Origin of the sequence: Candidatus Macondimonas diazotrophica (assembly GCF_004684205.1) — a bacterium.
GTDB lineage: Bacteria > Pseudomonadota > Gammaproteobacteria > UBA5335 > UBA5335 > Macondimonas > Macondimonas diazotrophica.
In genome coordinates this window covers 1-25,167 of sequence record NZ_SRIO01000011.1, presented here as the reverse complement: position 1 = coordinate 25,167, position 25,167 = coordinate 1, and the positions used below count along the sequence as shown (strand labels likewise).

Annotated in this window: 32 protein-coding genes; 11 read left to right on the top strand and 21 right to left on the bottom strand. The window is 64.5% G+C overall.

The annotated features are described in order from the left end of the window. Positions 1 to 3 precede the first annotated feature (3 nt). Positions 4 to 387: an antibiotic biosynthesis monooxygenase family protein gene (locus tag E4680_RS09120; protein ID WP_205688869.1), complete on the top strand. Its 384-nt coding sequence runs from the start codon at positions 4 to 6 to the stop codon at positions 385 to 387. On the opposite strand, the gene E4680_RS09115 is transcribed toward E4680_RS09120, so the two are convergent. The 7 genes from E4680_RS09115 to E4680_RS09085 all read right to left on the bottom strand — a co-directional run bounded on the left by E4680_RS09115 (position 360) and on the right by E4680_RS09085 (position 5,643). Further along, a complete protein-coding gene (locus E4680_RS09115; RefSeq protein ID WP_205688868.1) occupies positions 360 to 2,666 on the bottom strand; it encodes a TonB-dependent receptor in 2,307 nt (768 codons plus the stop codon). The two genes, E4680_RS09120 and E4680_RS09115, sit on opposite strands and share 28 nt — an antisense overlap. A 317-nt stretch (positions 2,667 to 2,983) precedes the next feature. Beyond that, a complete protein-coding gene (locus E4680_RS09110) occupies positions 2,984 to 3,421 on the bottom strand; it encodes a hypothetical protein (protein ID WP_135282100.1) in 438 nt (145 codons plus the stop codon). Positions 3,422 to 3,439: 18 nt separating this feature from the next. Then, complete coding sequence (locus tag E4680_RS09105; RefSeq protein ID WP_135282099.1) at positions 3,440 to 4,216, bottom strand: ankyrin repeat domain-containing protein; 777 nt, start codon at positions 4,214 to 4,216, stop codon at positions 3,440 to 3,442. Between the two features lie 12 nt (positions 4,217 to 4,228). Then, positions 4,229 to 4,696 carry a hypothetical protein gene (locus tag E4680_RS09100; protein ID WP_135282098.1) on the bottom strand — a complete coding sequence of 156 codons (468 nt, stop codon included), beginning with the start codon at positions 4,694 to 4,696 and terminating at the stop codon, positions 4,229 to 4,231. Positions 4,697 to 4,726: 30 nt separating this feature from the next. Then, positions 4,727 to 5,086, bottom strand: coding sequence for a hypothetical protein (locus E4680_RS09095; protein ID WP_135282097.1), 360 nt, complete (start codon positions 5,084 to 5,086; stop codon positions 4,727 to 4,729). Continuing rightward, entirely contained in the window at positions 5,086 to 5,370 is a 285-nt protein-coding gene (locus tag E4680_RS09090) for a BolA family protein (RefSeq protein WP_135282096.1), read from the bottom strand. Before E4680_RS09090 ends, E4680_RS09095 begins: the two co-directional genes overlap by 1 nt. A gap of 18 nt (positions 5,371 to 5,388) precedes the next feature. Continuing rightward, entirely contained in the window at positions 5,389 to 5,643 is a 255-nt protein-coding gene (locus E4680_RS09085; RefSeq protein ID WP_135282095.1) for a hypothetical protein, read from the bottom strand. Positions 5,644 to 5,704: 61 nt separating this feature from the next. Here E4680_RS09085 and E4680_RS09080 point away from each other — a divergent pair, with 61 nt between their 5' ends. Both E4680_RS09080 and E4680_RS09075 read left to right on the top strand, forming a co-directional pair. Continuing rightward, positions 5,705 to 7,261 carry a protein adenylyltransferase SelO gene (locus E4680_RS09080; protein ID WP_240696164.1) on the top strand — a complete coding sequence of 519 codons (1,557 nt, stop codon included), beginning with the start codon at positions 5,705 to 5,707 and terminating at the stop codon, positions 7,259 to 7,261. A 22-nt stretch (positions 7,262 to 7,283) separates the two neighbouring features. Continuing rightward, a complete protein-coding gene (locus E4680_RS09075; RefSeq protein ID WP_135282094.1) occupies positions 7,284 to 8,426 on the top strand; it encodes an FIST signal transduction protein in 1,143 nt (380 codons plus the stop codon). 199 nt (positions 8,427 to 8,625) lie between these two features. Here the strand turns inward: E4680_RS09075 and E4680_RS09070 are convergent, their stop codons facing one another. From E4680_RS09070 to E4680_RS09015, 12 genes are all read right to left on the bottom strand, one after another. Continuing rightward, entirely contained in the window at positions 8,626 to 9,261 is a 636-nt protein-coding gene (locus E4680_RS09070) for an RES family NAD+ phosphorylase (protein ID WP_205688867.1), read from the bottom strand. Continuing rightward, complete coding sequence (locus tag E4680_RS09065) at positions 9,258 to 9,842, bottom strand: helix-turn-helix domain-containing protein (protein WP_135282093.1); 585 nt, start codon at positions 9,840 to 9,842, stop codon at positions 9,258 to 9,260. Before E4680_RS09065 ends, E4680_RS09070 begins: the two co-directional genes overlap by 4 nt. 199 nt (positions 9,843 to 10,041) lie before the next feature. Beyond that, positions 10,042 to 10,350: a 2Fe-2S iron-sulfur cluster-binding protein gene (locus tag E4680_RS09060; protein WP_135282092.1), complete on the bottom strand. Its 309-nt coding sequence runs from the start codon at positions 10,348 to 10,350 to the stop codon at positions 10,042 to 10,044. Between the two features lie 44 nt (positions 10,351 to 10,394). Next, positions 10,395 to 10,589 carry a Fe-S cluster assembly protein IscX gene (iscX, locus tag E4680_RS09055; RefSeq protein ID WP_135282091.1) on the bottom strand — a complete coding sequence of 65 codons (195 nt, stop codon included), beginning with the start codon at positions 10,587 to 10,589 and terminating at the stop codon, positions 10,395 to 10,397. A 10-nt stretch (positions 10,590 to 10,599) separates the two neighbouring features. Beyond that, positions 10,600 to 10,938 (bottom strand): ISC system 2Fe-2S type ferredoxin, encoded by a 339-nt coding sequence (fdx, locus tag E4680_RS09050; protein ID WP_135282090.1) that lies wholly within the window; start codon positions 10,936 to 10,938, stop codon positions 10,600 to 10,602. 1 nt (position 10,939) lies between these two features. Continuing rightward, positions 10,940 to 12,814 carry a Fe-S protein assembly chaperone HscA gene (gene hscA / locus E4680_RS09045; RefSeq protein ID WP_135282089.1) on the bottom strand — a complete coding sequence of 625 codons (1,875 nt, stop codon included), beginning with the start codon at positions 12,812 to 12,814 and terminating at the stop codon, positions 10,940 to 10,942. Then, positions 12,811 to 13,347: a Fe-S protein assembly co-chaperone HscB gene (gene hscB / locus E4680_RS09040; protein ID WP_135282088.1), complete on the bottom strand. Its 537-nt coding sequence runs from the start codon at positions 13,345 to 13,347 to the stop codon at positions 12,811 to 12,813. Before hscB ends, hscA begins: the two co-directional genes overlap by 4 nt. Before the next feature lie 27 nt (positions 13,348 to 13,374). Further along, positions 13,375 to 13,704, bottom strand: coding sequence for an iron-sulfur cluster assembly protein IscA (gene iscA / locus E4680_RS09035; RefSeq protein WP_135282087.1), 330 nt, complete (start codon positions 13,702 to 13,704; stop codon positions 13,375 to 13,377). 10 nt (positions 13,705 to 13,714) lie between these two features. Then, positions 13,715 to 14,068, bottom strand: a complete 354-nt coding sequence (erpA, locus tag E4680_RS09030) for an iron-sulfur cluster insertion protein ErpA (RefSeq protein WP_135282086.1) — start codon at positions 14,066 to 14,068, stop codon at positions 13,715 to 13,717. A gap of 22 nt (positions 14,069 to 14,090) precedes the next feature. Further along, complete coding sequence (gene iscU, locus E4680_RS09025) at positions 14,091 to 14,504, bottom strand: Fe-S cluster assembly scaffold IscU (protein ID WP_135282085.1); 414 nt, start codon at positions 14,502 to 14,504, stop codon at positions 14,091 to 14,093. Between the two features lie 22 nt (positions 14,505 to 14,526). Further along, on the bottom strand, positions 14,527 to 15,750 hold the full coding sequence (locus tag E4680_RS09020; RefSeq protein ID WP_135282084.1) for an IscS subfamily cysteine desulfurase: 1,224 nt from the start codon (positions 15,748 to 15,750) through the stop codon (positions 14,527 to 14,529). A gap of 229 nt (positions 15,751 to 15,979) precedes the next feature. Beyond that, entirely contained in the window at positions 15,980 to 16,378 is a 399-nt protein-coding gene (locus tag E4680_RS09015; RefSeq protein ID WP_135282083.1) for a response regulator, read from the bottom strand. A gap of 435 nt (positions 16,379 to 16,813) precedes the next feature. On the opposite strand from E4680_RS09015, the gene nifH reads away from it, so the two are divergent. From nifH to E4680_RS08985, 6 genes are all read left to right on the top strand, one after another. Then, positions 16,814 to 17,692 carry a nitrogenase iron protein gene (nifH, locus tag E4680_RS09010; RefSeq protein ID WP_135282082.1) on the top strand — a complete coding sequence of 293 codons (879 nt, stop codon included), beginning with the start codon at positions 16,814 to 16,816 and terminating at the stop codon, positions 17,690 to 17,692. Positions 17,693 to 17,749: 57 nt separating this feature from the next. After that, positions 17,750 to 19,207, top strand: a complete 1,458-nt coding sequence (gene nifD, locus E4680_RS09005; RefSeq protein WP_135282081.1) for a nitrogenase molybdenum-iron protein alpha chain — start codon at positions 17,750 to 17,752, stop codon at positions 19,205 to 19,207. Positions 19,208 to 19,299: 92 nt separating this feature from the next. Beyond that, on the top strand, positions 19,300 to 20,856 hold the full coding sequence (gene nifK, locus E4680_RS09000; protein ID WP_135282080.1) for a nitrogenase molybdenum-iron protein subunit beta: 1,557 nt from the start codon (positions 19,300 to 19,302) through the stop codon (positions 20,854 to 20,856). Between the two features lie 281 nt (positions 20,857 to 21,137). Next, positions 21,138 to 22,307, top strand: coding sequence for a Na/Pi symporter (locus tag E4680_RS08995; RefSeq protein ID WP_135282079.1), 1,170 nt, complete (start codon positions 21,138 to 21,140; stop codon positions 22,305 to 22,307). A 23-nt stretch (positions 22,308 to 22,330) separates the two neighbouring features. Next, positions 22,331 to 22,579: a hypothetical protein gene (locus E4680_RS08990; protein WP_135282078.1), complete on the top strand. Its 249-nt coding sequence runs from the start codon at positions 22,331 to 22,333 to the stop codon at positions 22,577 to 22,579. After that, positions 22,576 to 23,061, top strand: a complete 486-nt coding sequence (locus E4680_RS08985) for a hypothetical protein (RefSeq protein WP_135282077.1) — start codon at positions 22,576 to 22,578, stop codon at positions 23,059 to 23,061. Before E4680_RS08990 ends, E4680_RS08985 begins: the two co-directional genes overlap by 4 nt. A gap of 158 nt (positions 23,062 to 23,219) precedes the next feature. On the opposite strand, the gene E4680_RS08980 is transcribed toward E4680_RS08985, so the two are convergent. Continuing rightward, positions 23,220 to 23,561, bottom strand: coding sequence for a (2Fe-2S) ferredoxin domain-containing protein (locus tag E4680_RS08980; RefSeq protein WP_135282076.1), 342 nt, complete (start codon positions 23,559 to 23,561; stop codon positions 23,220 to 23,222). Positions 23,562 to 23,597: 36 nt separating this feature from the next. Then, entirely contained in the window at positions 23,598 to 23,825 is a 228-nt protein-coding gene (locus E4680_RS08975; RefSeq protein WP_135282075.1) for an FmdB family zinc ribbon protein, read from the bottom strand. Between the two features lie 475 nt (positions 23,826 to 24,300). On the opposite strand from E4680_RS08975, the gene E4680_RS14300 reads away from it, so the two are divergent. Beyond that, a complete protein-coding gene (locus E4680_RS14300; RefSeq protein ID WP_205688866.1) occupies positions 24,301 to 24,513 on the top strand; it encodes a hypothetical protein in 213 nt (70 codons plus the stop codon). Between the two features lie 50 nt (positions 24,514 to 24,563). Beyond that, positions 24,564 to 25,167: ATP-binding protein (locus E4680_RS08965; RefSeq protein WP_135282074.1), on the top strand; the 604-nt coding region annotated here is incomplete at its 3' end.

The following is a 25,167-nucleotide window of genomic DNA, read 5'->3' as shown; positions in this document are numbered from 1 at the left end:
ACCATGAACGCTGCAACCGGATTCGCCCAAATGCCCGCGCCGCCGTACTACGCCGTGATCTTTTCCTCGCAGCGCACGGAAGGGGATCACGGCTACGGGGAGATGGCCGAGAGGATGACCCGGCTGGCGGCGCGCCGGCCGGGTTTTCTCGGTATTGACAGCGTGCGCGGCACCGATGGTTTCGGCATCACGGTTTCCTATTGGGCATCCACCGAGGCCATCGCGGCCTGGAAGGCGGATGTGGATCATCGTGCCGCCCAAGCGCGTGGTATGCGCATTATGCGGTCAGGATCGCTCGGGTCGAGCGGGCGCACGCCAATCCGGCGCCGTGACGGGCGCCGGCTTCGTGCCGCAGATGATCAGAACTTGAGCGTGGCCGCAGCGTAGATCGTCCGGCCCAGGCCCGGCACGGCGATGCCCCAGGGAATGCTGTTGATGCCCATGGTGGTGCCCTGTCCGACATAAGCGCCGCCGGTGGGCAGGTCGTAAAGCGTGTCGAACAGGTTCTCGACACCAAAATCGAAGCGCACCTGCTGGCGTTCATAGCCGCCCCGCAAATTGAGCAGGGCATAGCCGGCGGTTTCGATCTCGTTGCGCACATCCGACAGATCGTCCTTGGCATCGACCATCACGACTTCTACGGCGTTATCCCAGGGGCCCTGCGCGTGGGTGAGGGCGACCTTGGCGTTGAGCGGCATGATGTTGTAGAGCCCGTCATCGGTGTCGCGATTCTCGCCCTTGGTGTAGTTCACCAGCCCCTTGACCCCGAAGGCGCCCAGGGTTGTGTCGGCCAGCGGCAGATACCCGGACAGGTCGACGCCGTAGAGCACCGCTGTCTCGTTGACATATTCGAGGACCACGAACTGATCGCGCGCCATGTCGTTGGCAGGTCCCGCACACAACGCGTTCATCATCATGCCGCTTCCGGCGCAGCGCTGCGCGTCGATGTAATCGGTGACGTAGGTATAGAAGGGCGTGACCTTGAGCCCGCGCGCATGGTCGGCGCTGTGCCAGTCGAAACTGGCCGAGACCGTGTGCGCCGTTTCCGGATCGAGATCCGGATTGCCCACATAGCCGTTTCCGTCACCCACGAAGTTGTTCATGATGGCCGCCATGGCGTTCTGCGACCAGGCATAGCGCTCGTAGAGGTTCGGCGAGCGGGTCTTCATGGCGTAACCGAACTCGAGATCCATGGTCGGATCGATCCGATAGCGCGCCAGCGCGGCCAGATCGATGTTGTCGTCGTTGCGTTCGCGATCCTCGGCATTGAAGACAGCCGCCGACTGCGCATAGCCGGCGGACATGTCGTTGTAGCCCTGCACCGGTCCCGTATCGGTCGTGACACGCTCGTAGCGCCCGCCGAGGAGCGTGCTCCACTGGGCATCAATGGTGCGTTCCCACTCGGCGAACACGGCCATCCGGTCCCGCTGGCCATCGTTGACGTTCCAGAAGATGTTCGGCGCCATGCCGCCGAAGGTGGCCGGCTCACCGTCGGCATTGAGCATACCGGTCAGATCCGCTGGCGAGGGCGGCCACCAGTCATCCAGGCGGTAACGTTGGTATTCCCCGCCCAGTCGCAGGATGTCGGCCTCGCTGAGATCGATGCTCCCCATCAGCCGGGCGCCGATGTTCTGGCTCTCGGTTTCCATCGGCATGCCCGGAGCCACGATGCCGGGCGCAGCGCCGTAGATAAACTGCTTGTCATCGCCGAAGTCCATCTTGTGATCGACGTCTTCATAGTAGGCGCGCGCATCCAGCCGGCCCCATTGATAGCGATTCCGGTAGCGCAGGTTGAAGCGATATTCGGTGTTGTCCACCATGTCCATGCGCTGGTTGGGGTAGTTCTGCTCAGGGATGTCCTGATAGCCGGCCCGGGCCTCGATCAGTTGCTCGCCATCCTTGAAGGCCAGGCCAAGCTGGTGGCTGTGCACCTCGTAGGCGGTGGAGCCGACCTCATCGCGCGGCAGGTCCTGACCGGGGCGGCCGGTGGCGGTGAAATTCTTGAAGTCCCCCCCGGCCTCGTAGTTGTCGGACTGGGCGTAGGCGCCGTCATAGCGCAGGCTGATGTTTTCACTCGCCTGGGTCACGGACACATGGCCGCGATAGGCATCGCCGTTGCTGCGATAGCCGCCGCCGATCTCGCCCTTGGTCAGGCGCTGCGCACCGTCCTTGGCGAATTCCGGCGCGGCCGACTCGACGGCGATGGTGCCGCCGATGGCGTCGCCGCCGACGCTCACCGGCGTGAGGCCGGCCCAGACCTTGATCGATTCGACCTGGGCCGGATCGAGATACGACAATGGCGGATTCATGTGATTCGGACAGGCCGAGATCAGGCTCATGCCGTCCACCAGGATGCGCAGCCGGTCGTCCGCCAGCCCATGCAAGCTGAGCAGGCTCGAGATACCGCCGGCGGCATTGACTGCGACACCGGGTGCATCGGCCAGCAAGCGGGCCGTATCGCTGGTGGCCGCACGCCGAGCGGCGAGATCCTGCTCACGGACCGGACTGCCGCCGAAAGCTTCCAGGGCTTCCGCTTCCCCGGTGACGGTGACGGGTGGAAGTTTCTGCGCCGTTTCGGCGCCCGCGATCAGGGGCGCGAGCAGCATCAGAACGGTGACCGGAACCGGGCCGGGTCGCAGGCTTGTCGTGGGTTGGCGGCGTGCCATCAAAATCACCTCTCAAATCGGGCTTGAGCGCGAGCCAGTGAACCGGCCGCGCAGGCGCGTCGTGAGCCGCCGGGTGGCGAATCGAGCGCATTTGTTTTCAATGGCGGAAGACAGCGCGGAACAACGGCCCCTTCTCGGATGGCGTCACAGCGCCTTCGGGCACGGTCGTGCCATGAGGGAACTCTGCCCCGATAGTAGAAACTCGGGTTTTCTTTGGGAATGCGGCAAATCGTCGCGGGGTCGTCCTGACGGGCGGGATGGTGCGCGACCGCAGACGGCTTGGCCGGCCCCGGATTGACAGCGGTTCAGCGGCGGCGTCATTCGAGGGGATATTCGTTCCAGGCCGATTCGGGTGGATCCTCCGAAACGCTGGCAGCAACGCTCAAGGCGCGTTGCCAGGCGGCATGGTCGAAGACGATGCGCTGCTCATCGAAATAGGCCTGGGCATTGGCCAGGACATCCTCCAGAACCGCCAGCACATAGCGTAGGGCCAGCGGCGAGTGCGCGAGATGCGCCGGAATCGCCACCTGAAAGCGCAGCACCGGATCGTCGTCATGGTAGCCGCCCATGCGCATGCCCATGAAATCCGGCTGCCAATCCTCCGAGGCGGGCATGAAGGTCACCTCCAGACCCGGGCCGGGTGGCAACAGGGCGCGCTGGCGGGCAAGGGCGGCAGCCGTGCGGGTGATCGCCTTGTCAATGGGCGACTTTTCCAGCGTATCGGACTTGTTGATGCTGATGAAAATCGAGCTCATGCGGAATCTCCCCGCGCTTCAGGCGACCTGTGGCCGTTTGGGTCGCAACAGGAAATAGGCGTTCTGGGTCGCGGCCATGTCGAAGGCGGTGAATCCATCCTGATTGCAGCGCCCGGGATCGGCGCCGGCTTCCAGCAACAGCCGCACCATGCGGTCGCGCCCTGCCGAAGCGGCGTACATCAGCGCGGTATCGCCGGTTGGATTGGCGTGGTCGACGTCGAAGCCCCGTTCGATCAGGTGCAGCGCACAGAGCGGGCTGTCGGCGAAGCAGGCCAGCCATAACGCGGTCGTGCCGTCCACGGTGACCGCATTGTGGCTGGCGCCGGCCTCGAGCAGGGCGTGGACATGGGCCGCATGGCCGATCCGGCAGGCCTGGAGCAGGGCGGTCATGCCGTTGGCTGTGGCGCGTTCCAGATCCTCGGTGTCGAAGCCCTGATCGAGCAGCCAGGCGCGCAGGGCCGCCGAAAGCCGGAGGACGCCGGCGCTGCGTCGGGAGCGCGGTATGCGCCAGGCGGCGTAGCCGCCCCGCAGGCTGTGGACCGCCGTGAACCCCAGATGGTTGAGCAGCTGCGCGATCTGCTCGCTGGCGCCGGTGGCGTCGTCATAGACCACGATGGGGACATCACCGGGCCATTCCCGGCGCATACGGCCGAGCAGGCTCCGGGTAAAGTGCCGGGCACCGGGCAGATGTCCCGCCGCATAGGCGCGCGATGAGCGCACATCGATGATGCGCGTGCGCGGGTCCTGCAGCAGCCGCTGCAAGTCCTGCCCGTCGATCGGCAGAAACTCGGTCATGGCGCGCGGCGTTCAGAGGTCATCGGCCAGGACCTCCAGCGCGATGAGCTGCTCGCGCAGCGCCATGTGCGCGTAGAATCCGGCACGCGCCTGATAGGCCGGATCGCCATAGAGCGCCTCCAGCGCGCTTTCATCGTCCGGATGCACGCGGCACGATTGCAGGGGCTCGGCCAAGGCGGCCAGATGCGCGTGCAGAACGTTCACCGGTTCGCGCTGGTAGTGCCCCGGCTCGAGCAGCGCATCGGCGCGATACAGCGGTGTGTCCCAGCCATGCTGCGCGGCGAGGTCGGCGATCCACTGCGGCGGCGCATCCGAATCCACCCCAGCGGCCGCCAGCAGTTCGCCCGGCGTGGCCACCGCGTAGATCTGCTGGCCGACCCCGGTACGCCGAGCCTGAATCTTGCCGATCAGATCGTCTTCATCGAAGGCGAACCAGGCCTGCGGACGGCCGTCCCACGGCACCTCCACGACATGAATCATGGCGTCGCGTTCCCGGCCGGGGCGGCGTGCTCATTCATCGATGCGCAACCGCAGAATGTCGTCCGCCGCGTGGCGGATGCGCTCGGAGATGGCCATGGGGCTTGCTTCGTAGACGGCGCGGGCCGCGTCCAGCGCTGCCTGGGCGCGGGCGGCTTCCTCGCGCGTGAGCGGGATGCGGCCCGCCATGTGGGTGGCCTCGGGTGCGGCCTGCCAGATGGCCATGCGGTTGGGATGTTGACGCACATCGACCAGTGCATCGGTCTCACGGCGCCCATCCAGGCAGAGGAAGCGGCCGATGACCTCGACCCGCCGACCGTCCTGGGTGTGCCGGATGAGCACCGGCGTTTCCGCCGCGTCGCCCGCCTGGAAGTCCGATTGTTCCTGTGCCATCACGCCACCCCCGCTTCGGTTGGCGTCTGCGCCTTGATGCTGAGCGCATGCACCTCGGCCGGCATCATCGCGGCCACGGCGTCGTACACCAGGCGATGGCGGCCGATGACCGACACGCCGTCAAAGCGCTGCGACACCACCCGGATCAGGTAGTGCCCCGCGCCATTGGCCTGGGGGTCGTGGCCATGCGCCTCGGTGTGATCGATGATGTCGAGCGCTGCGGGATCCAGTGCCGCTTCCAGACGGGCCCGCAAGCGGTCCACTCGTTCCTGTGCAATCCCCATAGGATGTTCTCCACGCAATCAGCCGGCCGAACCGGCGACCGGCAGCGGCCGTGTCGCTTCGCTGCAGGTGATGCAATGCACACGCCAACGGCGCGCAGCGCGCGTCAAGCGCGGCAAATCCCCGGTTTGCGGGCCATGATCGCCTTGGCGTCGACGCCGTGGGTGTCGGGTTTGTCGCACATGCGACACGACAGGAATCACACCTGAGGCGCGGGGGTTGCCCGAAAACCCGTTGACGCCGCCGACTGGCGTGATCTGGAGCTCAACTTGCATGAGGCCCCCGCGGCGTTTCGGGAGCGGCGGCGGTATGAGCCCGGTGCTCACCAGGGCTATAGTGAGCAATGATATTTTCGGCAACGCACGGCGCGACTGGTTCGACGACATGGCTTCATCTCCCCACATTCGCTACGGCAGTCTCGATGGGCTGCGTCTTTCAACCGGTTTCGCCCGGCTGCCTGCGGCGTTTCACACCCGGCTGCCGCCGACGCCCTTGCCGGAACCCTATCTCGTCGCCGGCAGCGTTGATGCCGCGGCTCTGCTGGGTCTGGATCCGGCGCTGATCGATCACCCCGATTTCCCAGCGCTGTTCGCCGGCAACCGCCTTCCCGAAGGGGCCGAGCCGCTGGCGGCGGTCTATTCGGGGCATCAGTTCGGCGTCTGGGCCGGGCAGCTCGGTGACGGCCGTGCGCATCTGCTGGGTGAGCTCGACGGTGCCGACGGGCCCTGGGAGATCCAGCTCAAGGGCGCCGGCCCCACGCCGTATTCGCGCTTTGCCGACGGCCGCGCCGTGCTGCGTTCCTCGATCCGCGAGTTTCTCGCTTCCGAGGCCATGGCCGCCCTGGGCGTGCCCACCACCCGCGCCCTGTGCGTGGTCGGCTCAGATACGCCGGTGCAGCGTGAAACGCAGGAAACGGCCGCCGTGGTGACGCGGCTTGCGCCCAGCTTCGTGCGTTTCGGCTCCTTCGAGCACTGGCACGCCCACGACCGCACCGATGAACTGCGCATCCTGGCCGATCATGTCATCGACCGTTGCCGGCCGGCACTGCGTGAGGCCGCGCAGCCCTATGCCGCCTTGCTGCGCGACGTGGCGCAGCGCACCGGCGAACTCATGGCTCATTGGCAGGCCGTGGGCTTCATGCACGGGGTGATGAATACCGACAACATGTCCATCCTCGGCCTGACGCTGGACTACGGCCCGTTCGGCTTCATGGAAGCCTTCGACGCCGGCCACATCTGCAACCATTCCGACCACACCGGCCGCTACCAGTACCGCGCCCAGCCGCGCGTGGCGTACTGGAATCTCTATGTCCTGGGTGATGCCTTGAGCGCGCTCATCGGCCGGCCGGAAGAGGTCAAGACGATCATCGACGAGGCGTTTCCGGCAGCGTTCGAGGCGCGGTTTCTGCAGTTGATGCGCGCCAAGCTCGGCCTGGCCACCGCGCGTGCGGACGACACCGAACTCATCAATGCACTCTTCGGCCTCTTGCAGGCGGGGCGGACCGATTATCCCGCGTTCTTCCGCGGGCTCAGCCAGCTTCCGGGAACGGTCGAGACGGCGGCGCGTCGCCGCATCGATGCGCCGGTACGCGATCTGTTTGCCGACCGGCCCGGCTGCGACGCCTTCCTGACCCGCTGGCGCGCGCGGCTGGCGGCGGAAGGCTCGGTCGACGCCGAGCGCCAGGCGGCCATGCGCGCCGTCAACCCCAAGTATGTGCTGCGCAACTGGGTGGCCGAGGCAGCCATCCGCCAGGCGCGCGAGGGTGATTTTGGTGGCGTGGCCGAGGTACTCACCTGTCTGCGCCGACCGTTCGACGAACATCCGCAGCTTGCGCACTATGCCGCGCCGCCACCGGACTGGGCGACGGGCCTGACGGTGAGTTGTTCGAGCTGAGCACGCCAGAGGACGCAGGACGATGCAGCAGGCACAGGGGCGAGGAACGGATTTCCGGGTGGGGCACGGCCGGCACGAACACTGGCAGGACGCCGTGGAAGCTGCACTGCGTCAAATCGGCGATCCACCGCCCGGCGCCAACCTGGGATTCGTCTATGTGACCGATCACCTCGCCCCGGCGGGCCGGGCCATCGTGCGCTATCTGCAACAGGCCACGGGCGTGGAGGACTGGGTCGGCTCGGTCGGCGTCGGGATTCTCGCCACCGGGGTCGAATATCTCGACGAACCGGCCGTGGTGGTGATGCTGGGCGGCTTTGCGGAAGGCGAGTTTCAGGTGTTCTCGCCGGCCGCGGCACCGCCGGCATTGAACAGCCAGACGCCCAGCGGATTCGATGCGGCCCATCTGGCGCTGGTGCACGCCGGATCCCATGACGAAACCCTGCCTGCCCAGCTCGCCGAACTGTGCGGCGGGCTCGCGAGCGGCTATCTGGTAGGCGGCATCACCAGCTCGCGCACCCGAAGCTATCACTTCGCCAGCGCCGCCTTCGAGGACAAGCTGTCCGGCGTGGTGTTTTCGGCAGCTGTGCCCCTCGCAGTGCGTCTCACACAGGGTTGCGCGCCGCTCACTGCCCACGCACCGCGCCATATGATCACCGCGGGCGAGGGGAACGTCATCACCTCGCTCGATCATCGCCCGGCGCTGGACGTGCTGTGCGAAGCGCTGGGCATCGAAGCCACCGATCCCGATCTGCGGGATCATCTCCAGAGCGTCCATATCGGACTGCCCGTGGCTGGTTCGGATACGGGCGATTACCTGGTACGCAACCTGCTGGGCATCGACCGCAAGCAGGGCCGGCTGGTCATCGGCGATCTGGTGCAAGCCGGCCAGTCCATCCTGTTCTGCCGGCGCGACACCCAAAGCGCTCACGAGGATCTGTTGCGCATGCTCGACGAGATCCGCGCCGGGCTCGCCGGGCCGCCTCGCGGCGGGCTCTATTTCTCCTGCCTCGGCCGCGGCGAGCGCCTGTTTGGCCGCCGTTCAGCCGAACTCGCCATCATCCAGGAACGGCTTGGGGACGTGCCGCTGGCTGGCTTTTTCTGCAATGGTGAGATCGCCCACGATCGACTCTACGGCTATACCGGCGTGCTGCTGCTGTTCGGCTGAGGGTTTTTGCGGACGCACGGTTGGATGCTGCCGATTCCCGGCACAGGACGGCGCATAAAACCGCGTTGAGATCCGATGCGTCGCCCAACCCGCGTCGTATCGCGGGATAAGCCCCGAGCATGCCGGTGATTCCGCGCTGCGGTGACGGCAAGGCACACCACGCGTCCCATCGTCGGCCTTGTAGCCATTTCCGGGGAAATCACCCCAGAGCGAATCCGATGTCCAGCGCGGCGTTCTTGAGAACGGCCAGCAGGGCCGGATCGGCCAGGGCGCGGTGAAACTGGGGAATGACCGGAATGACGCCAGCAGCTTCGGCGCGTTCGTTCAGGACCAGCGCGGGCCGGTTGGCATGCATGGAGGAGGGGTAATACAGCCCGTGGATTGCGGGATAGGCCCGATGGAACCCCCGCGCCCAGTTACGCCCGACCGAGCGCGGCCCGCTCATCAGGCCCATGGATGCGCCGGCGCGGGTGGGAAAGGCACCGCTCAGATCCAGCAAATCCACCGCAGCGGCAAGACGCAGCCCGACCAGCCAGGGCTGACGGCTTTCGCGATGGATGACGCGGGTTTTCTGGAACACTTCGGCGAGGCAGGTCGTGGGACTTTCGGCCAGATACATCACGGCCTGGGCCTGCAAGCCGGGTCGGAGATCGCGATGGTGGTCGAAACGGGCGTCGGCGGGGCCGTAGTGGCGAAAATCGCGCCATCGTGTCGGATGCGCGCCGGCGCGGAAATAAACCCGCCAGAGCAGACTGCCGGCCGGCAGCGTCCGCAGCTCGGGGTCGAGTTCGGCGAGCCGCTCAGAGTCCGGCTCGACGGGAATCCGGGCCGTCACAACTGCCGGGCGATCGCAATCACCACCTCGGGATCACGGCCGGATTTCAACCACGACAGCGGACTCAGCGGACCGGCCTCGGTCTCGAGCTCGGGATCCGGCGCGCTGAACCAGCGCCATACCGAGACCGGGTCGAGATCGCTGGTCAGCGCGGCATTGACCGGTGCCAGATTCGGCAGCAGCCCGTTTCCCTGAAACTGGAACAGCGGAATGCGCAGGTTGCGGTCGACCCGAAACGCGTACAGCGCGCCATCGCTGATCAGCTGGCGCACCCGGGTCGGTGTCACGCCAAGGCGCAATGCGGCCTCGGCGGGGGTCAGGCTGGTGTCGAGCAGCGCCGCGAAGCACGTGGCGTAGTCCAGCAACGGATCGGGCGCGCCCGCGCGCTCGGCCATGCGCATGCCGGCGCCCTTCAGCAGGGCCTGCTCCTCAGCGGGCAGTTCCTCGGTCGAGGGGCCGTAGAGCGTCTCGTGCATCGCACTGATGGCGTCCTGCAGCGCCCGGTTCAACGCTTCCGGGGCTTGTGATTTCAGTCCATGAAGCTCGAAGTACCGATCATCCGTTGCTTTGGCCGTCGCCATGACTCCACCGTTCTTTTGAACCATTTCGTCACAAGTTAGCGAAAGCAACGCAGGTTGGTCAAGGCGCAGATCAGGCCGGGAATGACCAACAGACGGTCAAGATCGGCGTCCTGCAAGCGCGAATTGCGGCGATGGGGAATCGCGGCAAGCGTCACGCGCGGCCGGGCGAGTGGATCGGCCCGGCTGCGGTGGAACGGACTCAGAAGCCGGAGGCGAACCCGAGCAGCTCGACGTTGATGTCTTCCGTGCCGGTGATGCGGCTCTGGCAGGCCAGGCGCGACTTGGACCCCACGCCGACGATGCTGTCCAGCTTCTCGTTTTCGAGTGGGCTGATTTTCGACAGGCTCTTGCGTCCGGCCTGAACGAAAATGTGGCAGCTGCCGCATTTGGCATTACCGTCGCATTTGTGGGGGATGGATTCACCGGCCGCCAGAATCAGCTCCAGCAGCGTTTGCCCCTCGGCGGCCTCGATGGTTTTTCCGGATGGCATGATGGTGAGCAGGGACATTTCAGCAACTCCTCAAACGCAGAGATACTTAACAAACAGCACGTTCAGTCCATTTCCTCGATCCAGGCCATCTGGATCGCTTCGAGCACCCGCTCGTTGGAACGGGTGGGATCATCCGCGAAGCCGTCGAGCTCGGTTACCCAGCGGTGCAAATCGGTGAAGCGCAGCGCGCGCGGATCCACCTCGGGGTGATGATCGGCCAGGGATTGGGCAATCGGCAGCACGTCGGTCCATTTCATGACAGGCGCCTCAGTGTTCACGCACGAAGTTCCGGCTGTAGCGGGGGATTTCCACCACCAGCGCGCCGCTCTGCGGTACGCGCACCTGGCAGGACAACCGTGAGGTCGGCTCGAGTCCCCAGGCCTTGCCGAGCTGGTCTTCCTCGTCGTCGCTGGCCGCACGCAGGGATTCGAAACCATTGCGGATCACCACATGGCAGGTGGTGCACACGCAGGCCTTCTCGCAGGCATGTTCGATTTCCACGCCCGCCTTGAGCAGGGCATCGGACAGGCGCACGCCGGGCGCGGCCTCGACCTCGGCGCCCTCGGGACAGAGTTCGGGATGCGGCAACACGGTGAGTCGGGTCACGTCAGCCTCCAAGCTCGCCCACCTGGCGCCCGGCCAGTGCGGTGCGGATGTTGTGATCCATGCGGCGCGCCGCAAACGCATCGGTGAGCGGCTCGAGCATCGCCTTGGCCGCGCTGATGGCGCTGCCGTCATGGCCCGTGATGGCCTGCTCCATCCCGTGCAGGGCCTGGAGCAGCGCCGCGACTTCGGCATCGGTCAACAAGGCCGCACCGTCGGTATTCAGGGCCGCACGGGTGGCCTCCACCAGGCGCTCGGCCTCGACCTTCTGCTCGACCAGGATGCGCGCCGCCGCGTCGTCCCCGGCATGGGCGAGGGAATCGGCGAGCATGCGCGTGATTTCCTCATCGCTGAGGCCGTAGGACGGCTTGACGGTCACCTGGGCGGCGACGCCCGTGGTCTGTTCGGTGGCTGAGACGCTCACCAGCCCGTCGGCGTCGACCTGGAACATCACCTGGATGCGCGCGGCACCGGCCGCCATGGGCGGAATGCCGTGCAGCTCGAAGCGCGCCAGTGAGCGGCAATCGGCCGCCAGATCGCGCTCACCCTGCAGCACATGCACGCTCATCGCGCCCTGGCCGTCCTTGAAGGTCGTGAAATCCTGGGCCCGCGCGATGGGGATGGTGCTGTTACGCGGGATGATCTTCTCCACCAGTCCGCCCATGGTCTCGATGCCGAGCGACAGCGGAATCACATCCAGCAGCAGCCAGTCATCTCCATCGCGGCGATTGCCGGCCAGCACGTCGGCCTGGCGCGCGGCGCCCAGCGCCACCACCTGGTCGGGATCGAGATCGGTCAAGGGCGGCCGGCCAAAGCATTCGGCGACCGCTGCGCGGACCTGCGGCATGCGGCTGGCGCCGCCCACCAGCACCACGCCATCGACCTGATCGGGTGTGAAGCCGGCATCGCGCAGCGCGCGCCGGGTGAGCCGCAGCGTCTTGTCCACCAGATCGGCCGTCATCTCGCCGAACTGGGCGCGGGTGATGCGATGCACCACGGGAGCGTCCGCGCCGGTGTCCAGAGCGATTTCCAGCGCCTCGGTCGCGCTCAGGGCCTCTTTGACCTGGCGCGCCTGGGTGAGCAGTTCGCCGAAGCCCGCTGCATTCGGCGTCAATCCCATCTGGGAGATGAACCACTCGGCCAGACGGCGATCGAAATCATCCCCGCCCAGCGCGGTGTTGCCGGCAGTGGCAAGCACCTCGAACACCCCCTGGCGCAGCCGCAGGATGGACAGGTCGAAGGTGCCCCCGCCCAGATCGTAGATGGCGTAAACCCCCTCGCTGGCATTGTCCAGGCCATAGGCCACGGCGGCGGCGGTCGGCTCGTTGAGCAGGCGCAGCACCTCGATCCCGGCGAGCCGCGCGGCATCGCGCGTGGCCTGGCGCTGGGCATCGTCGAAGTAGGCTGGCACCGTGATCACCGCGCCTTCGACGGAGCCGCCCAGAGCCTGCTCGGCGCGCTGGCGCAGCAGCTTGAGGATTTCGGCCGAGATTTCCACGGGCGAGAGCGGGCCGCGCGCGCTTTGAAACCGCACGGTGCCTTCGCCGGGAACGATGGCGTAGGGCAGGGTGCCCGCTTCGCTGAGATCGACCGCGCCGCGACCCATGAACCGCTTGATGGACCGGAAGGTCGTCTGCGGATGGGTGCCGGCCAGGGCCTGCGCCGGCCGCCCGACCTGAACCTGCCCGTCGGGCAGCACACAGACCACCGAGGGGAGCAGGGCGCCACCGTTCTCGTCGCGCAGGATCCGGCTGCTGCCGTCCGCTTCGATGGTGGCGACCAGGGAGTGGGTGGTGCCGAGATCGATCCCCACCGCGCGGCGACGGGCAACGGGTGTTTCCGCGGCACTGCCGGGCTCCAGAATCTGCAGCAGACTCATGACAACTCCTCGGCATCGAGCGCGCTCTGCGCCTGTTCGATCAATCGGCGCAGGAACATGAGCTGGCGCACGGTGGCCGCGGCGTCCGCATTGTCGCCGCCCTCGTCGAGCGCCCTGGACAGCCGGGATTCGAGGCGCGCCCATTCGGCGCGCAGGTCCCGAGTCAGGCCGCTGAGCTGGCTGGCATCGCCGGCTCGACGGGCAGTGTCGAGCGCTTCGTGCCAATCCATCTGTTGAAGAAGAAAGTCCGCCGGCAAGGGGATGGAACCGGCGGACAAGACCTCCACCCCACGCAAGGCAAGCAGGTGGGTGGAACGGGCTAGTGGATCCTTGAGCTGCCGATAGGCTTCGTTAATGTGCGCCGCCGCCTCGGCGGCGGCACGGCGCTGCGCAGCATCCTGATGCGCATAGCGATCCGGATGGGCGTGCCGCTGCAGGTCGAGATAGCGGTGCTCGAGCTCGGTCAGGTCCTGCGCGAACGCAGGCGGCAAGCCGAACACCGCGAAATAGTCGATCGCGACCATTGCTGTCATGACGAATGACCTCAGGCGTTTTCGTGTTCAGGCACTGACGCTGAAGCTTTCGCCACAGCCGCAGGCGCTCTTTGCGTTGGGATTCTCGAACTTGAAGCCCTCGTTGAGGCCTTCGCGCACGAAATCGAGCGTGGTACCCATCAGATACGGCATGCTGCGAGCGTCGATCACGACCGTCATGCCCTGGCTTTCGAAGCATGCGTCGCCGTCATCGACCTCGTCGACGAACTCCATTACGTAGCTCATGCCCGAGCAGCCACTGGTCTTGACGCCCAGCCGGATGCCGAGCCCCTTGCCGCGTCCGGCCAGCGAACGCTGCATCCTGGCCGCGGCACGTTCCGTCAATGTCACACTCATGACCGATTCCTCACACCGAAAACGAGCTGCCGCAGCCACACGTGGTCTTGGCATTGGGGTTGCGGATGATGAAACGGGCGCCTTCAAGCCCTTCCTCGAAATCGACCTCGGCGCCGGCCAGATAGGCAAAGCTCATCGGATCGACGACCACCGCGACGCCATCCTGCGCGAACAGGCTGTCATCCTCGGCGTTGGTTTCCTCGAACGCGAAGCCATAGCTGAAACCCGAACAGCCGCCGCCGGTGACATAAACCCGCAGCTTGAGATCGGCGTTGTTTTCCTCGCTGAGCAGCTCCTTGATCTTGCCGATGGCGCTGAGCGTCAACTGCAGCGGAGCGGGGGTCGGTGTGGCGACGGCAGACATAACGATTCTCCCGGGAATTGGATCAGGCCGCCGAGGCGGCGGATTCGGAGGCATCGCCTCCCTGTTTGCTGCGGTAATCGGTGATCGCCGCCTTGATGGCATCCTCGGCCAGCACCGAGCAATGGATCTTCACCGGTGGCAGAGCCAACTCCTCGGCAATGTCGGCGTTCTTGATCGTGAGCGCCTCATCGAGCGTCTTGCCTTTCACCCATTCGGTGACCAGCGAACTGGACGCGATGGCCGAACCACAGCCGTAGGTCTTGAAGCGCGCATCTTCGATGATGCCCTCGGGGCTCACCTTGATCTGCAGCCGCATCACGTCCCCGCAGGCCGGGGCACCGACCATGCCGGTGCCGACAGCGGTCTCGCCGGTGTCGAAGTTGCCGACGTTGCGCGGGTTGTCGTAGTGATCCATTACCTTGTCGCTATAAGCCATGGGATGACCTCCTTCAGATGACTCAGTGAGCGGCCGCCCACTGCACCGTGTTCAAATCGATGCCTTGCAGATGCATGTCCCAGAGGGGCGAGAGCGCACGCAGCTTGGCGACCTTGTCTTTGAGCAGCGCGACCGCGAAATCGATGTCCTGGGCGGTGGTATAACGGCCCAGCGTGATACGCAGCGAGCTGTGCGCCAGTTCGTCGCTGCGACCCAGGGCACGCAGCACATGCGAGGGTTCCAGGCTTGCCGAGGTGCAGGCCGAGCCGCTGGAAACGGCCAGATCCTTGACGGCCATCATCAGCGATTCGCCTTCGACGAAGTTGAAGCTGATATTGAGGTTGTGCGGCACGCGCGCTTCGAGATCACCGTTGACGTAGACCTCGTCGATGTCCGCGATACCGGTGAGAAAGCGGTCGCGCAGGGCACGGATGCGTTCGTTCTCGCTCGCCATCAACTCGCCGGCCAGACGATACGCCTCGCCCATGCCGACAATCTGGTGGGTGGGCAGGGTGCCGGAACGCAGACCGCGTTCGTGACCGCCGCCGTGAATCAGCGGGGTCAGGTGCACGCGCGGCCGGCGCCGGACGTACAGGGCGCCGATACCCTTGGGGCCGTAGAGTTTGTGGGCCGAGAACGACATCAGATCGACCGGCAGGGTCTTGAGGTCGATCGGCATCTTGCCCGGTGCCTGGGCGGCATCGACGTGAAACAGAATCCCGCGCTCGCGGCAGATCGCGCCGATCGCGGCAATGTCCTGGATGACTCCGATCTCGTTGTTCACCAGCATCACCGACACCAGGATGGTCTGGGGGGTGAGGGCGCTGGTGAAGCTATCGAGATTCAGCAGACCGCTGCTCTCGGGATCGAGGTAGGTCACCACGAAACCGTCCCGCTCCAGCTCCCGCATCGGGTCCAGCACGGCTTTGTGTTCCGTGGAGAGGGTGATCAGGTGGTTGCCTTTGCCGCGGTAGAACTGCGCCGCGCCCTTGATGGCCAGGTTGTCCGATTCGGTGGCGCCCGAGGTCCAGATGATTTCCTTGGGATCCGCACCGACCAGCGCGGCCACCTGTTCCCGAGCCGTTTCGACCGCCTGCTCGGCCTGCCAGCCATAGGCATGCGTACGACTGGCCGGATTGCCGAACATATCCGTCAGGTAGGGAATCATCTTTTCCGCGACCTGCGGCGCCACCGGCGTGGTGGCGGAATAGTCGAGGTAAACGGGAAGGCGGCGGGCGCTGGTCATATCGAACACCCCTGTGTGATCAGGATTCCTGCCCTGCGGTGCAAGGCTTCTACAGGGTCTTGAGCAATGCGTGTGCCAATCTGCGCCGGACCGCTTAAGTGTTTGGATTGGCGATGATCCGAATCAAATCGCGGCGCCGGATCCTGCTTCCTGAACCCGGCGGCCTTGTCGCGAATCCGACAAATCATGGCCGACATCCGCCAGAGCCTGCGCACCTCGTTTTCCCACCTCAGGCACGGCGTCCCAGCGCCTGATCCACCGCCGCGCGCACCGATTCGAGCTTGAGCGGAAGCGGGATCACAGCCTGCGCGCCGCCGTCGAGGGCCTGGCAGACCGCCGCATCAGCGGTATCGCCGACCAGCACGACCGGCACCGGCCCGAGCGTGGCCTTCAGCCGTTCCAGCACCGCCGACGAACCAGCGGATCTCAGCAGTTCCTGCCCCACCAGAATCAGATCCGGTGGCCAATCGGCGGCTTTCTGGATCGCGGCATCCATCGACTCGATCTCATGGGCCTCGTTTTCGTCGTGCAGCATGAACTGCAGTGCGGCGCGAATGATTTCGTCACTGTCCACGACGAAGACGCGACGGTTTTCGACCGCGCGGGCGCTTTCCACTCCGATTTGCATGGGGATGTCCTCCGATCCGGGATGCAGGGGGTGAGCCGCGCCCGGCCGCCGGCTCATCAGGGGTCCCAAGCAACATCCATACCGCGCCGGCGCCGCCTTGAATCCCGGGTCGCTGCGCCGCCCGCGTCGGCCGCGGCCGCGTTGTCCGAAGGCGCCCCGCGGGATGTTTTGTTTCAGACAGACAGGCGGGGTGATGTCGGGTTTGTCACAGCCGGCGACGCGGCCATCACGGCGCGCAGAACTCCGAAAATATCCTTGAAAATCAGGCTCTTGAATATCGATTGAGCAACTTGGCGCAAGGGTTGCAGAAGGGGGGTTGGCAGGCGGCCGCTGCGCGTTCTATCCGCATTCACGACGCGGTGGCCCTCGCCAGAGTCAAGCATCACACACGGCAGTTGCGGAAGTTGTTCACACGGCATTTTGAAGGAGATTTCGATGGACGGATTACGGCAAATCGCCTTTTACGGCAAGGGTGGCATCGGCAAGTCCACCACCTCTCAGAACACCCTGGCCGCCTTGGCCGAAATGGGCCAGCGCATCCTCATCGTCGGCTGTGACCCGAAGGCCGACTCCACGCGCCTGATCCTTCATTCGAAGGCCCAGGACACCATCCTGTCGCTGGCTGCCGAGGCCGGCACAGTCGAGGACCTGGATCTCGAAGACGTGATGAAGGTCGGCTACCGCGATATCCGCTGCGTGGAATCCGGCGGCCCGGAGCCGGGTGTCGGCTGCGCCGGTCGCGGCGTCATCACCTCGATCAACTTCCTGGAAGAGGAAGGCGCCTACGAGGACATCGATTATGTGTCCTACGACGTGCTCGGTGATGTGGTGTGCGGCGGCTTCGCCATGCCCATCCGCGAGAACAAGGCCCAGGAAATCTACATCGTCATGTCCGGCGAGATGATGGCCATGTACGCGGCCAACAACATCTCCAAGGGCATTCTGAAGTACGCCAACTCCGGCGGCGTGCGCCTGGGCGGCCTCGTCTGCAATGAGCGCCAGACCGACAAGGAACTGGAACTGGCTGAAGCGCTGGCCGCGAAGCTGGGCACCAAGCTCATCCACTTCGTGCCGCGCGACAACATCGTCCAGCACGCCGAGCTGCGTCGCATGACGGTGATGGAATACGCCCCGGACTCCAAGCAGGCCAACGAGTATCGCACGCTGGCCCAGAAGGTCCATGGCAATGCGGGCCAAGGCATCATCCCGACCCCCATCACCATGGACGAGCTGGAAGACCTGCTGATGGAACACGGCGTGATGAAGACCATCGACGAGACCATGGTCGGCAAGACCGCCGAAGCCGTGGCCTGAAGCCGGTTTCCGCCGGGCGGCTCATCCGCCCGGCCTCTTTTCCCTCTGGAGGCTCCCATGAGCATGACTGTCGAAGAAACCAAGGCGCGCAACAAGGCGCTGGTGGACGAGGTGCTGTCGGTCTATCCCGACAAGACGGCCAAGCGCCGCGGCAAGCACCTCGGCACCTATGAAGAAGGCAAGTCCGACTGCGGCGTGAAATCCAACGTCAAGTCGATTCCCGGCGTCATGACCATTCGCGGTTGCGCCTACGCCGGCTCCAAGGGCGTGGTGTGGGGCCCGATCAAGGACATGATCCACATCTCCCACGGTCCGGTGGGCTGCGGCCAGTATTCCTGGGCCGCGCGGCGCAACTACTACATCGGCACCACCGGCGTGGACACCTTCGTGACCATGCAGTTCACATCCGATTTCCAGGAAAAGGACATCGTGTTCGGCGGCGACAAGAAGCTCGCCAAGATCATCGATGAAATCCAGGACCTGTTTCCGCTGAACCACGGCATCACCGTGCAGTCGGAATGCCCGATCGGCCTGATCGGCGATGACATCGAGGCCGTGTCCAAGTCGAAGTCCAAGCAATACGAAGGCAAGACCATCGTGCCGGTGCGCTGCGAGGGCTTCCGGGGCGTGTCCCAGTCGCTCGGCCACCACATCGCGAATGACTCCATCCGCGACTGGGTGTTCGACAAGCTCGATCCCGAGAAAACCACCTTCGAGGCCACGCCGTATGACGTCGCCATCATCGGCGACTACAACATCGGCGGTGATGCCTGGTCCTCGCGCATCCTGCTCGAAGAAATGGGTCTGCGCGTGATCGCGCAGTGGTCCGGAGACGGCTCTCTGGCCGAGCTGGAAGCCACGCCCAAGGCCAAGCTCAACGTGCTGCACTGCTACCGGTCGATGAACTACATCAGCCGGCACATGGAAGAGAAGTACGGCATTCCGTGGGTGGAATACAACTTCTTCGGCCCCTCCAAGATCGCCGCCAGTCTGCGCGAAATCGCCAACCACTTCGACGACAAGATCAAGGAAGGCGCCGAGCGCGTCATCGCCAAGTACCAGCCGCTGATGCAGGCGGTGGTGGATAAATACCGCCCGCGCCTGGAAGGCAAGAAGGTGATGCTGTTCGTCGGCGGTCTGCGCCCGCGGCACGTCATCGGCGCCTATGAGGATCTCGGCATGGAGGTCATCGGCACCGGCTACGAGTTCGGCCACAACGACGACTACCAGCGCACCACCCACTATGTGAAGGACGGCACGCTGATCTACGACGACGTGACCGGCTACGAGTTCGAGCAATTCGTCGATGCGCTGCAGCCGGATCTGGTGGCCTCGGGCATCAAGGAAAAGTACGTCTTCCAGAAAATGGGCTTCCCGTTCCGGCAGATGCACTCCTGGGACTATTCCGGTCCGTATCACGGCTATGACGGCTTCGCCATCTTCGCCCGCGACATGGACATGGCCATCAACAACCCGGTGTGGTCGCTGACGCAGGCGCCGTGGAAGGCTGCCTGATCGGCACACGGAGGGTGGGCGGCGTACCCGATTGATTGACTGGTGGGCCGGGCCGCCCTGCCCACCCTACCGATTCCAGCAGGAGTAGCACCATGAGCCAGAATGCTGAAAACGTGCTCGACCATTTCAACCTGTTCCGCAGCCCGGAATACATCGAGATGTTCGAGAACAAGAAACAGTTCGAGAACCCCGAGCCAGCCGACAAGCTCGAACAGGCCCGGGAATGGACCAAGACCTGGGAATACCGTGAGAAGAACTTCGCCCGCGAAGCGCTCACCGTAAACCCGGCCAAGGCCTGCCAGCCGCTGGGGGCGGTCTTCGTGGCCGTCGGCTTCGAGGGCACGCTGCCGTTCGTGCACGGCTCGCAGGGCTGCGTGGCGTACTACCGCAGCCACTTCAGCCGGCACTTCAAGGAGCCGAGCTCCTGTGTGTCCTCCAGCATGACCGAAGACGCCGCCGTGTTCGGCGGCCTCAACAACATGGTCGATGGTCTGGCCAACGCCTACGCCATGTATCAGCCGAAGATGATCGCGGTGTCGACCACCTGCATGGCCGAGGTCATCGGTGACGACCTCAATGCGTTCATCAAAAACGCCAAGGAAAAGGGCTCGGTGCCGGAAGAATTCGACGTGCCCTTCGCCCACACCCCGGCCTTCGTCGGCAGCCACATCACCGGCTACGACAACGCCCTGCTGGGCGTGCTCAAGCACTTCTGGGACGGCAAGGCCGGCACCGTACCGGTGCCCGAGCGGACGCCGAACGAGAAGATCAACTTCATCGGCGGCTTCGACGGCTACACCGTCGGCAACCAACGCGAAATCGCGCGGATGTTCGATCTCATGGGCGTCGAGTACACCCTGCTGTGCGATGCGTCCGACGTGTGGGATACGCCCACCGACGGCGAGTTCCGCATGTACGACGGCGGCACCACGCTGGACGACGCTGCCGCGGCGCTGAATGCCAAGGCCACGGTCTCCATGCAGGAATACTGCACCACCAAGACGCTGGACTTCTGTGCCGACAAGGGTCAGGAAACGCTGGCGTTCAACCATCCCATCGGCATCGCCGCCACCGATCAGTTCCTGATGGGCATCTCCAAGCTCACCGGCAAGGCGATCCCCGAAGCGCTGGCCAAGGAACGCGGCCGGCTGGTCGACGCCATCGCCGACTCCAACGCCCACATCCACGGCAAGAAGTTCGCCATCTACGGCGATCCCGACCTGTGCTACGGCCTGGCGGCGTTCCTCTTGGAACTGGGCGCCGAGCCGACCCACGTCCTGGCCACCAACGGCAACAAGGACTGGGCCGCGAAGATGCAGGCGCTGTTCGACAGCTCGCCCTTCGGCAAGAGCTGCAACGCCTACGCCGGCAAGGATCTGTGGCACATGCGCTCGCTGCTGTTCACCGAACCGGTCGACTTCCTGATCGGCAACACCTACGGCAAGTACCTGGAGCGCGACACCGGCACGCCACTGATCCGCATCGGCTTCCCGGTGTTCGACCGCCACCACCATCACCGCTACCCGGTGTGGGGCTATCAGGGCGCCATGAACGTGCTGGTGTGGATCCTGGACAAGATCTTCGACGAGATCGACAAGAACACCATCGTTCCGGCCAAGACCGACTACAGCTACGACATCATTCGCTGATCCGCGCAAGCGGCATCTGTCGGCCGCGGGGCGTGTCCTCGCGGCCGATTCTTTTGGAAATGCCGCCCGCAGACCGGCTCGATCCTTCAACCTCTGGACTCCGCCGACCACGCCGAAAACGCGACCAAAACCTGCGGCCTCGTCCGCACGTGGTCAGGACGGATTGACCGCGCGCAGTCACAAAATCATCACTGCGCTGTCACATCGCGCTCCTATCGTGATCCTGCCATCCGCTGTTCGTCCGCACGGGACAGCCCTCCTTACCGACAGGATCTGCAATCATGACGGCAACAACCCACGCCACGGAACATCCCGAACCCTTGGCCGCCCACGGTCCGAATGGACTGAAATGGCTGCAGGTAGCCGGTTTGGTCTACCTGCTTCTGGTTGCCGTCTCGCTGATCGGCGGCGGGTTCAAGCTGGCTGCGGGAGATCAGGCCAAGGAGCTGTTCGCCTTCGCCAGCAATCCGGTTGCCGGGCTGGTGGTCGGTACCGTTGCCACCGCACTGATCCAATCCTCGAGCACGGTCACCTCGATCATTGTCGGGCTGGTGGCCGGCGGACTACCGGTCAGCATCGCGATTCCCATGGTCATGGGCGCCAACATCGGAACCACCATCACCAACACCATCGTCAGCCTCGGGCATGTACGCCAGGGCGAAGAGTTCCGCCGCGCATTCTCGGCCGCCACGATCCACGATTTCTTCAATCTGGTCAGCGTGGTGATCTTCCTGCCGCTGGAAATCATGTTCGGGCTGCTGGAGCGAATCGGCGCCTATTGTTCCCAGTTGCTGGTCGGTGGTGACTCGGTCTCGATGAACGGGTTCGATTTCATCAAGCCGCTGGTCAAGCCGCCGGTCGATTTCCTCCAGAACACGGTGTTCAGCGGGCTGCCCGATGCGCTGAACGGCATTCTCCTGATCGTACTCGGCATCGTCACCATCTTTCTGGTGATCACCTACATCGGCAGGCTGCTGAAGGTGCTCATGGTGGGTCGAGCGAAGGAGATTCTTCACAGCGCGGTCGGCCGGGGGCCGATCAGTGGCATCGCATCCGGAACCGCCATCACGGTGCTGGTGCAATCAAGTTCGACGACCACGAGCCTGGTCGTCCCGCTGGCGGGCAGTGGGGTGTTCTCGTTGCGCCAGATCTATCCCTTCACGCTGGGGGCCAACATCGGCACCTGCATCACGGCGCTGCTGGCGGCAACGGCCGTGACCGGTGCCAATGCAATCTTTGCCTTGCAGATCGCTTTGGTTCATCTGATCTACAACGTGCTGGGCGTCATTCTGATCTACGGCATTCCCTTTCTTCGCGAGGTCCCCATCCGCGCCGCACAGACACTCGCCGACGCCACCGTCAAGCACAAACTCTATGCTGTCGCCTACATCGGCCTGGTGTTCTTCGTAATTCCATTTGTCCTGATCGGCGGCAGCGCCCTGGCGGGCTAGCACTCAATCATCGAGGAAGCATCATGAGCTCGAAAAAGCAGGATCTGGAAACCAAGATCGAGGAACTCGAGACCGCCATTTCGGGATTGAAAACCCAGCTTCGGCAGATCGAGGTCGAAGAGCAACACCAAGCGATCGACAACCTCGACGAGTATCTCGCCATGATGGACAACAAATGGGAAAACCTGCGCGAATTCTGGGGCATCGTATCCAGTGAGCTGCGTGAGTTGTTCGGCAAGTCCAACAAGTCCGGGGAGAATTCGTCCACATGATTTCCAGAACATTCGCCACCAGCGTCGTTGCCCTGTGTGTTTGGCTGTTCGGCGCCGGCGCCATGGCCGGCGAAGAGACGCCCATCGCGCTGTCCGAAGTGCCCGAATCGGTCATGAGTGCCGCCCGGACCGCGATGCCGGAGGCCCGTTTCCGGTCAGCCAATACCGAACGGGAAACGGATGGAACGCTGGTCTATGAAATTCAGGGCCGAACGATCGATAACCGCCAGATCGAGGTGGATGTCCTGCCATCGGGCGAGATCGAAGAAATCGAAGTCGAATTCACGCGTGATCTGGTTCCCGGCGCCGTGCTGAAAGCCGTCGAGAGTCGCTATCCCGATTTTGAAATCGAATTCATCGAAGCCAGCCACTCGGCCAGCAAGAAAGTCGTCCAGTACGAATTCGCCGGCCGGGTAAACGGCGACAAGCTGGACCTTGATGTCTCCGCAGATGGGCGGCGCATTCAGGTCGCCGACGACTGAGGCCGCCTTGTTGTCGCGGGCCTCGGCCACCCACCGGCGCCCGCAACGATTTCCAGCCCAATCGCCCGTCTTTTCACTGGGCGCTTCAATTCAGCTACGGGGACACGTCTTCCCGTAGCCGTTCTTTACGGCCGCCGGTCGATCAGAAGGCCCGTCGCTCAGGGCTTCAGCACCACCGCCAGCCGCTCGACGATGCCGTCGCCGACCAGATGGGTCTGCACGATCTCGTCGATGTCTTCGGCGTTCCGCGGCTGGTACCAGACGCCGGACGGATAGACCACCATCAGCGGACCCGCGCTGCAAAACCCCAGGCAACCGGTCGCCGCCATGCCGATATCGGCGAGGTTCTTGATCTGCAACTGCTTGCCAAGGTGCTCCCACAGGGGCGCCGCGCCGCTCGCGCCGCAGCTTCCACGCGGATGGCCCGGCGGACGCTGCTGATAACAGCAGAACACGTGATGACGGAAGACGGCGGGCAGCTCAATGGTTTCAGTCGACATGATGCCTCCGGGACAGCGTGGGCGTCCGCAACCGGGCTAGCGGCGCGGCTTTTCCGAACGGGCGTAATGGCTGAAGTGGCCTTCGCGCGCCGCCTGACGCCGGGCGCTCTCGATAATTTTCTTGGATTGGCCCGCAACGTTCGGCGCGGACAGCAACTTCTCCAGGCGCTGGCCGCCGCAATGCGGGCACACCGGCGCCTCGTTGCGCACCAGCAACTCGAAGGTCTGGCCGCAGGACTCGCAGTGAAAGTCGAAGATGGGCATGGTATCGCCGCTCCGATCGCCGGCACCGCGCCGGCCCAGCGTTCCAAGCAAGATCGGGACCGTTTCCCAACCGACTGATTTCGAATCGAAAACGAGCGCCTCGCGAAAGCAGCATGTCGCGTTTGTCCGCTTCGCGACACGCGTTCGGCGCGAATTCCGTCCGGGAGAATGGCGGGGAAGAGGGGAGATCAGGACCGTTGAGTGCGGCATACGCCCGAGCCTAAAGGCGCCGAAGCGCCAGCGCTTCGCAGGATTGGAGATTCCGCGTTACGTGTGAAACATACGGTCAAGATCGCGAACATGAAAATGCCCACGAAGCCAGCATTCGAGGCGATCCAACACCGGTTTGCGATCAAATGCCCCTGACGCGTGGTTACCGCCCGCATCCGCTGGATTACATATCTGTCAATCTCGGTGTCGGTTCCCTATAGTTCATCCGATCGCTCGAAAGTACCGGCTCGCCGAAAAGAAGGCATTGGCCTTGCAAACCCCAGAACAACTTGCCCGCCAATCCATCGACGCGCTGCTGACGGCCGCCGGCTGGCTGCTGCAGGACCGCGACCAGTTCGACCGCAATGCCGCGCTCGGCGTGGCGGTGCGCGAATTCCCGCTGCCGGCCGGCGTCATCGAGGCCGAGAGAACCGGCGTGGTCGCGTGCCGCGATATGGAGGCTCTGTTTGGGCTGTGAAGAGGCCGATAAAGGATTCCCACCGGCCCGACTTCAAATGTCGAAACGAAATGATTGAACGAACTTTTCAGAATGTTCCGGAAGACGACATGGACAAGGCCGACCAGCACGAATATCTGGTGGCTCTGGGTTGGGATCGCGGAACAACTTGGCAGGATCTGCTGCGCTCGAAGCGGGTACTCATCATCTCGGAGGCGGGCGCCGGCAAGACCTACGAATGCCAAGCGCAGTCTAGGCTTCTGTGGGATCGGGGCGAGCCCGCCTTTTTCGTCGAATTGGCCTCTTTGGCCAGCCAGCCGTTGCGCGATCTTCTGGACAACGACGAGGCAGCACGGCTGGGCGCCTGGCGTGTTTCCCAGTCCGATACGGCGACCTTCTTTCTCGACTCCTTCGACGAACTGACGCTCAGCGTCGGTTCGTTCAGACAGGCGCTCAAGAACCTGAAAAAGGCCGTCAACGGCAAGCTCGGCCAGACGCGAATTGTCATCACCACGCGGCCTATTCCGATCGACGAAAAGCTCGTGCGCGAGATCCTTCCCGTTCCGGATCTGCCTTCGCCTCTGGAAGGTTCGCAAGAGGAGTCCTTCGCAAATCATGCGATGCGCCGAGGCTTGGGCAAACCGTCTCGCCCCGATAGCGACGAAGTATCGGCTT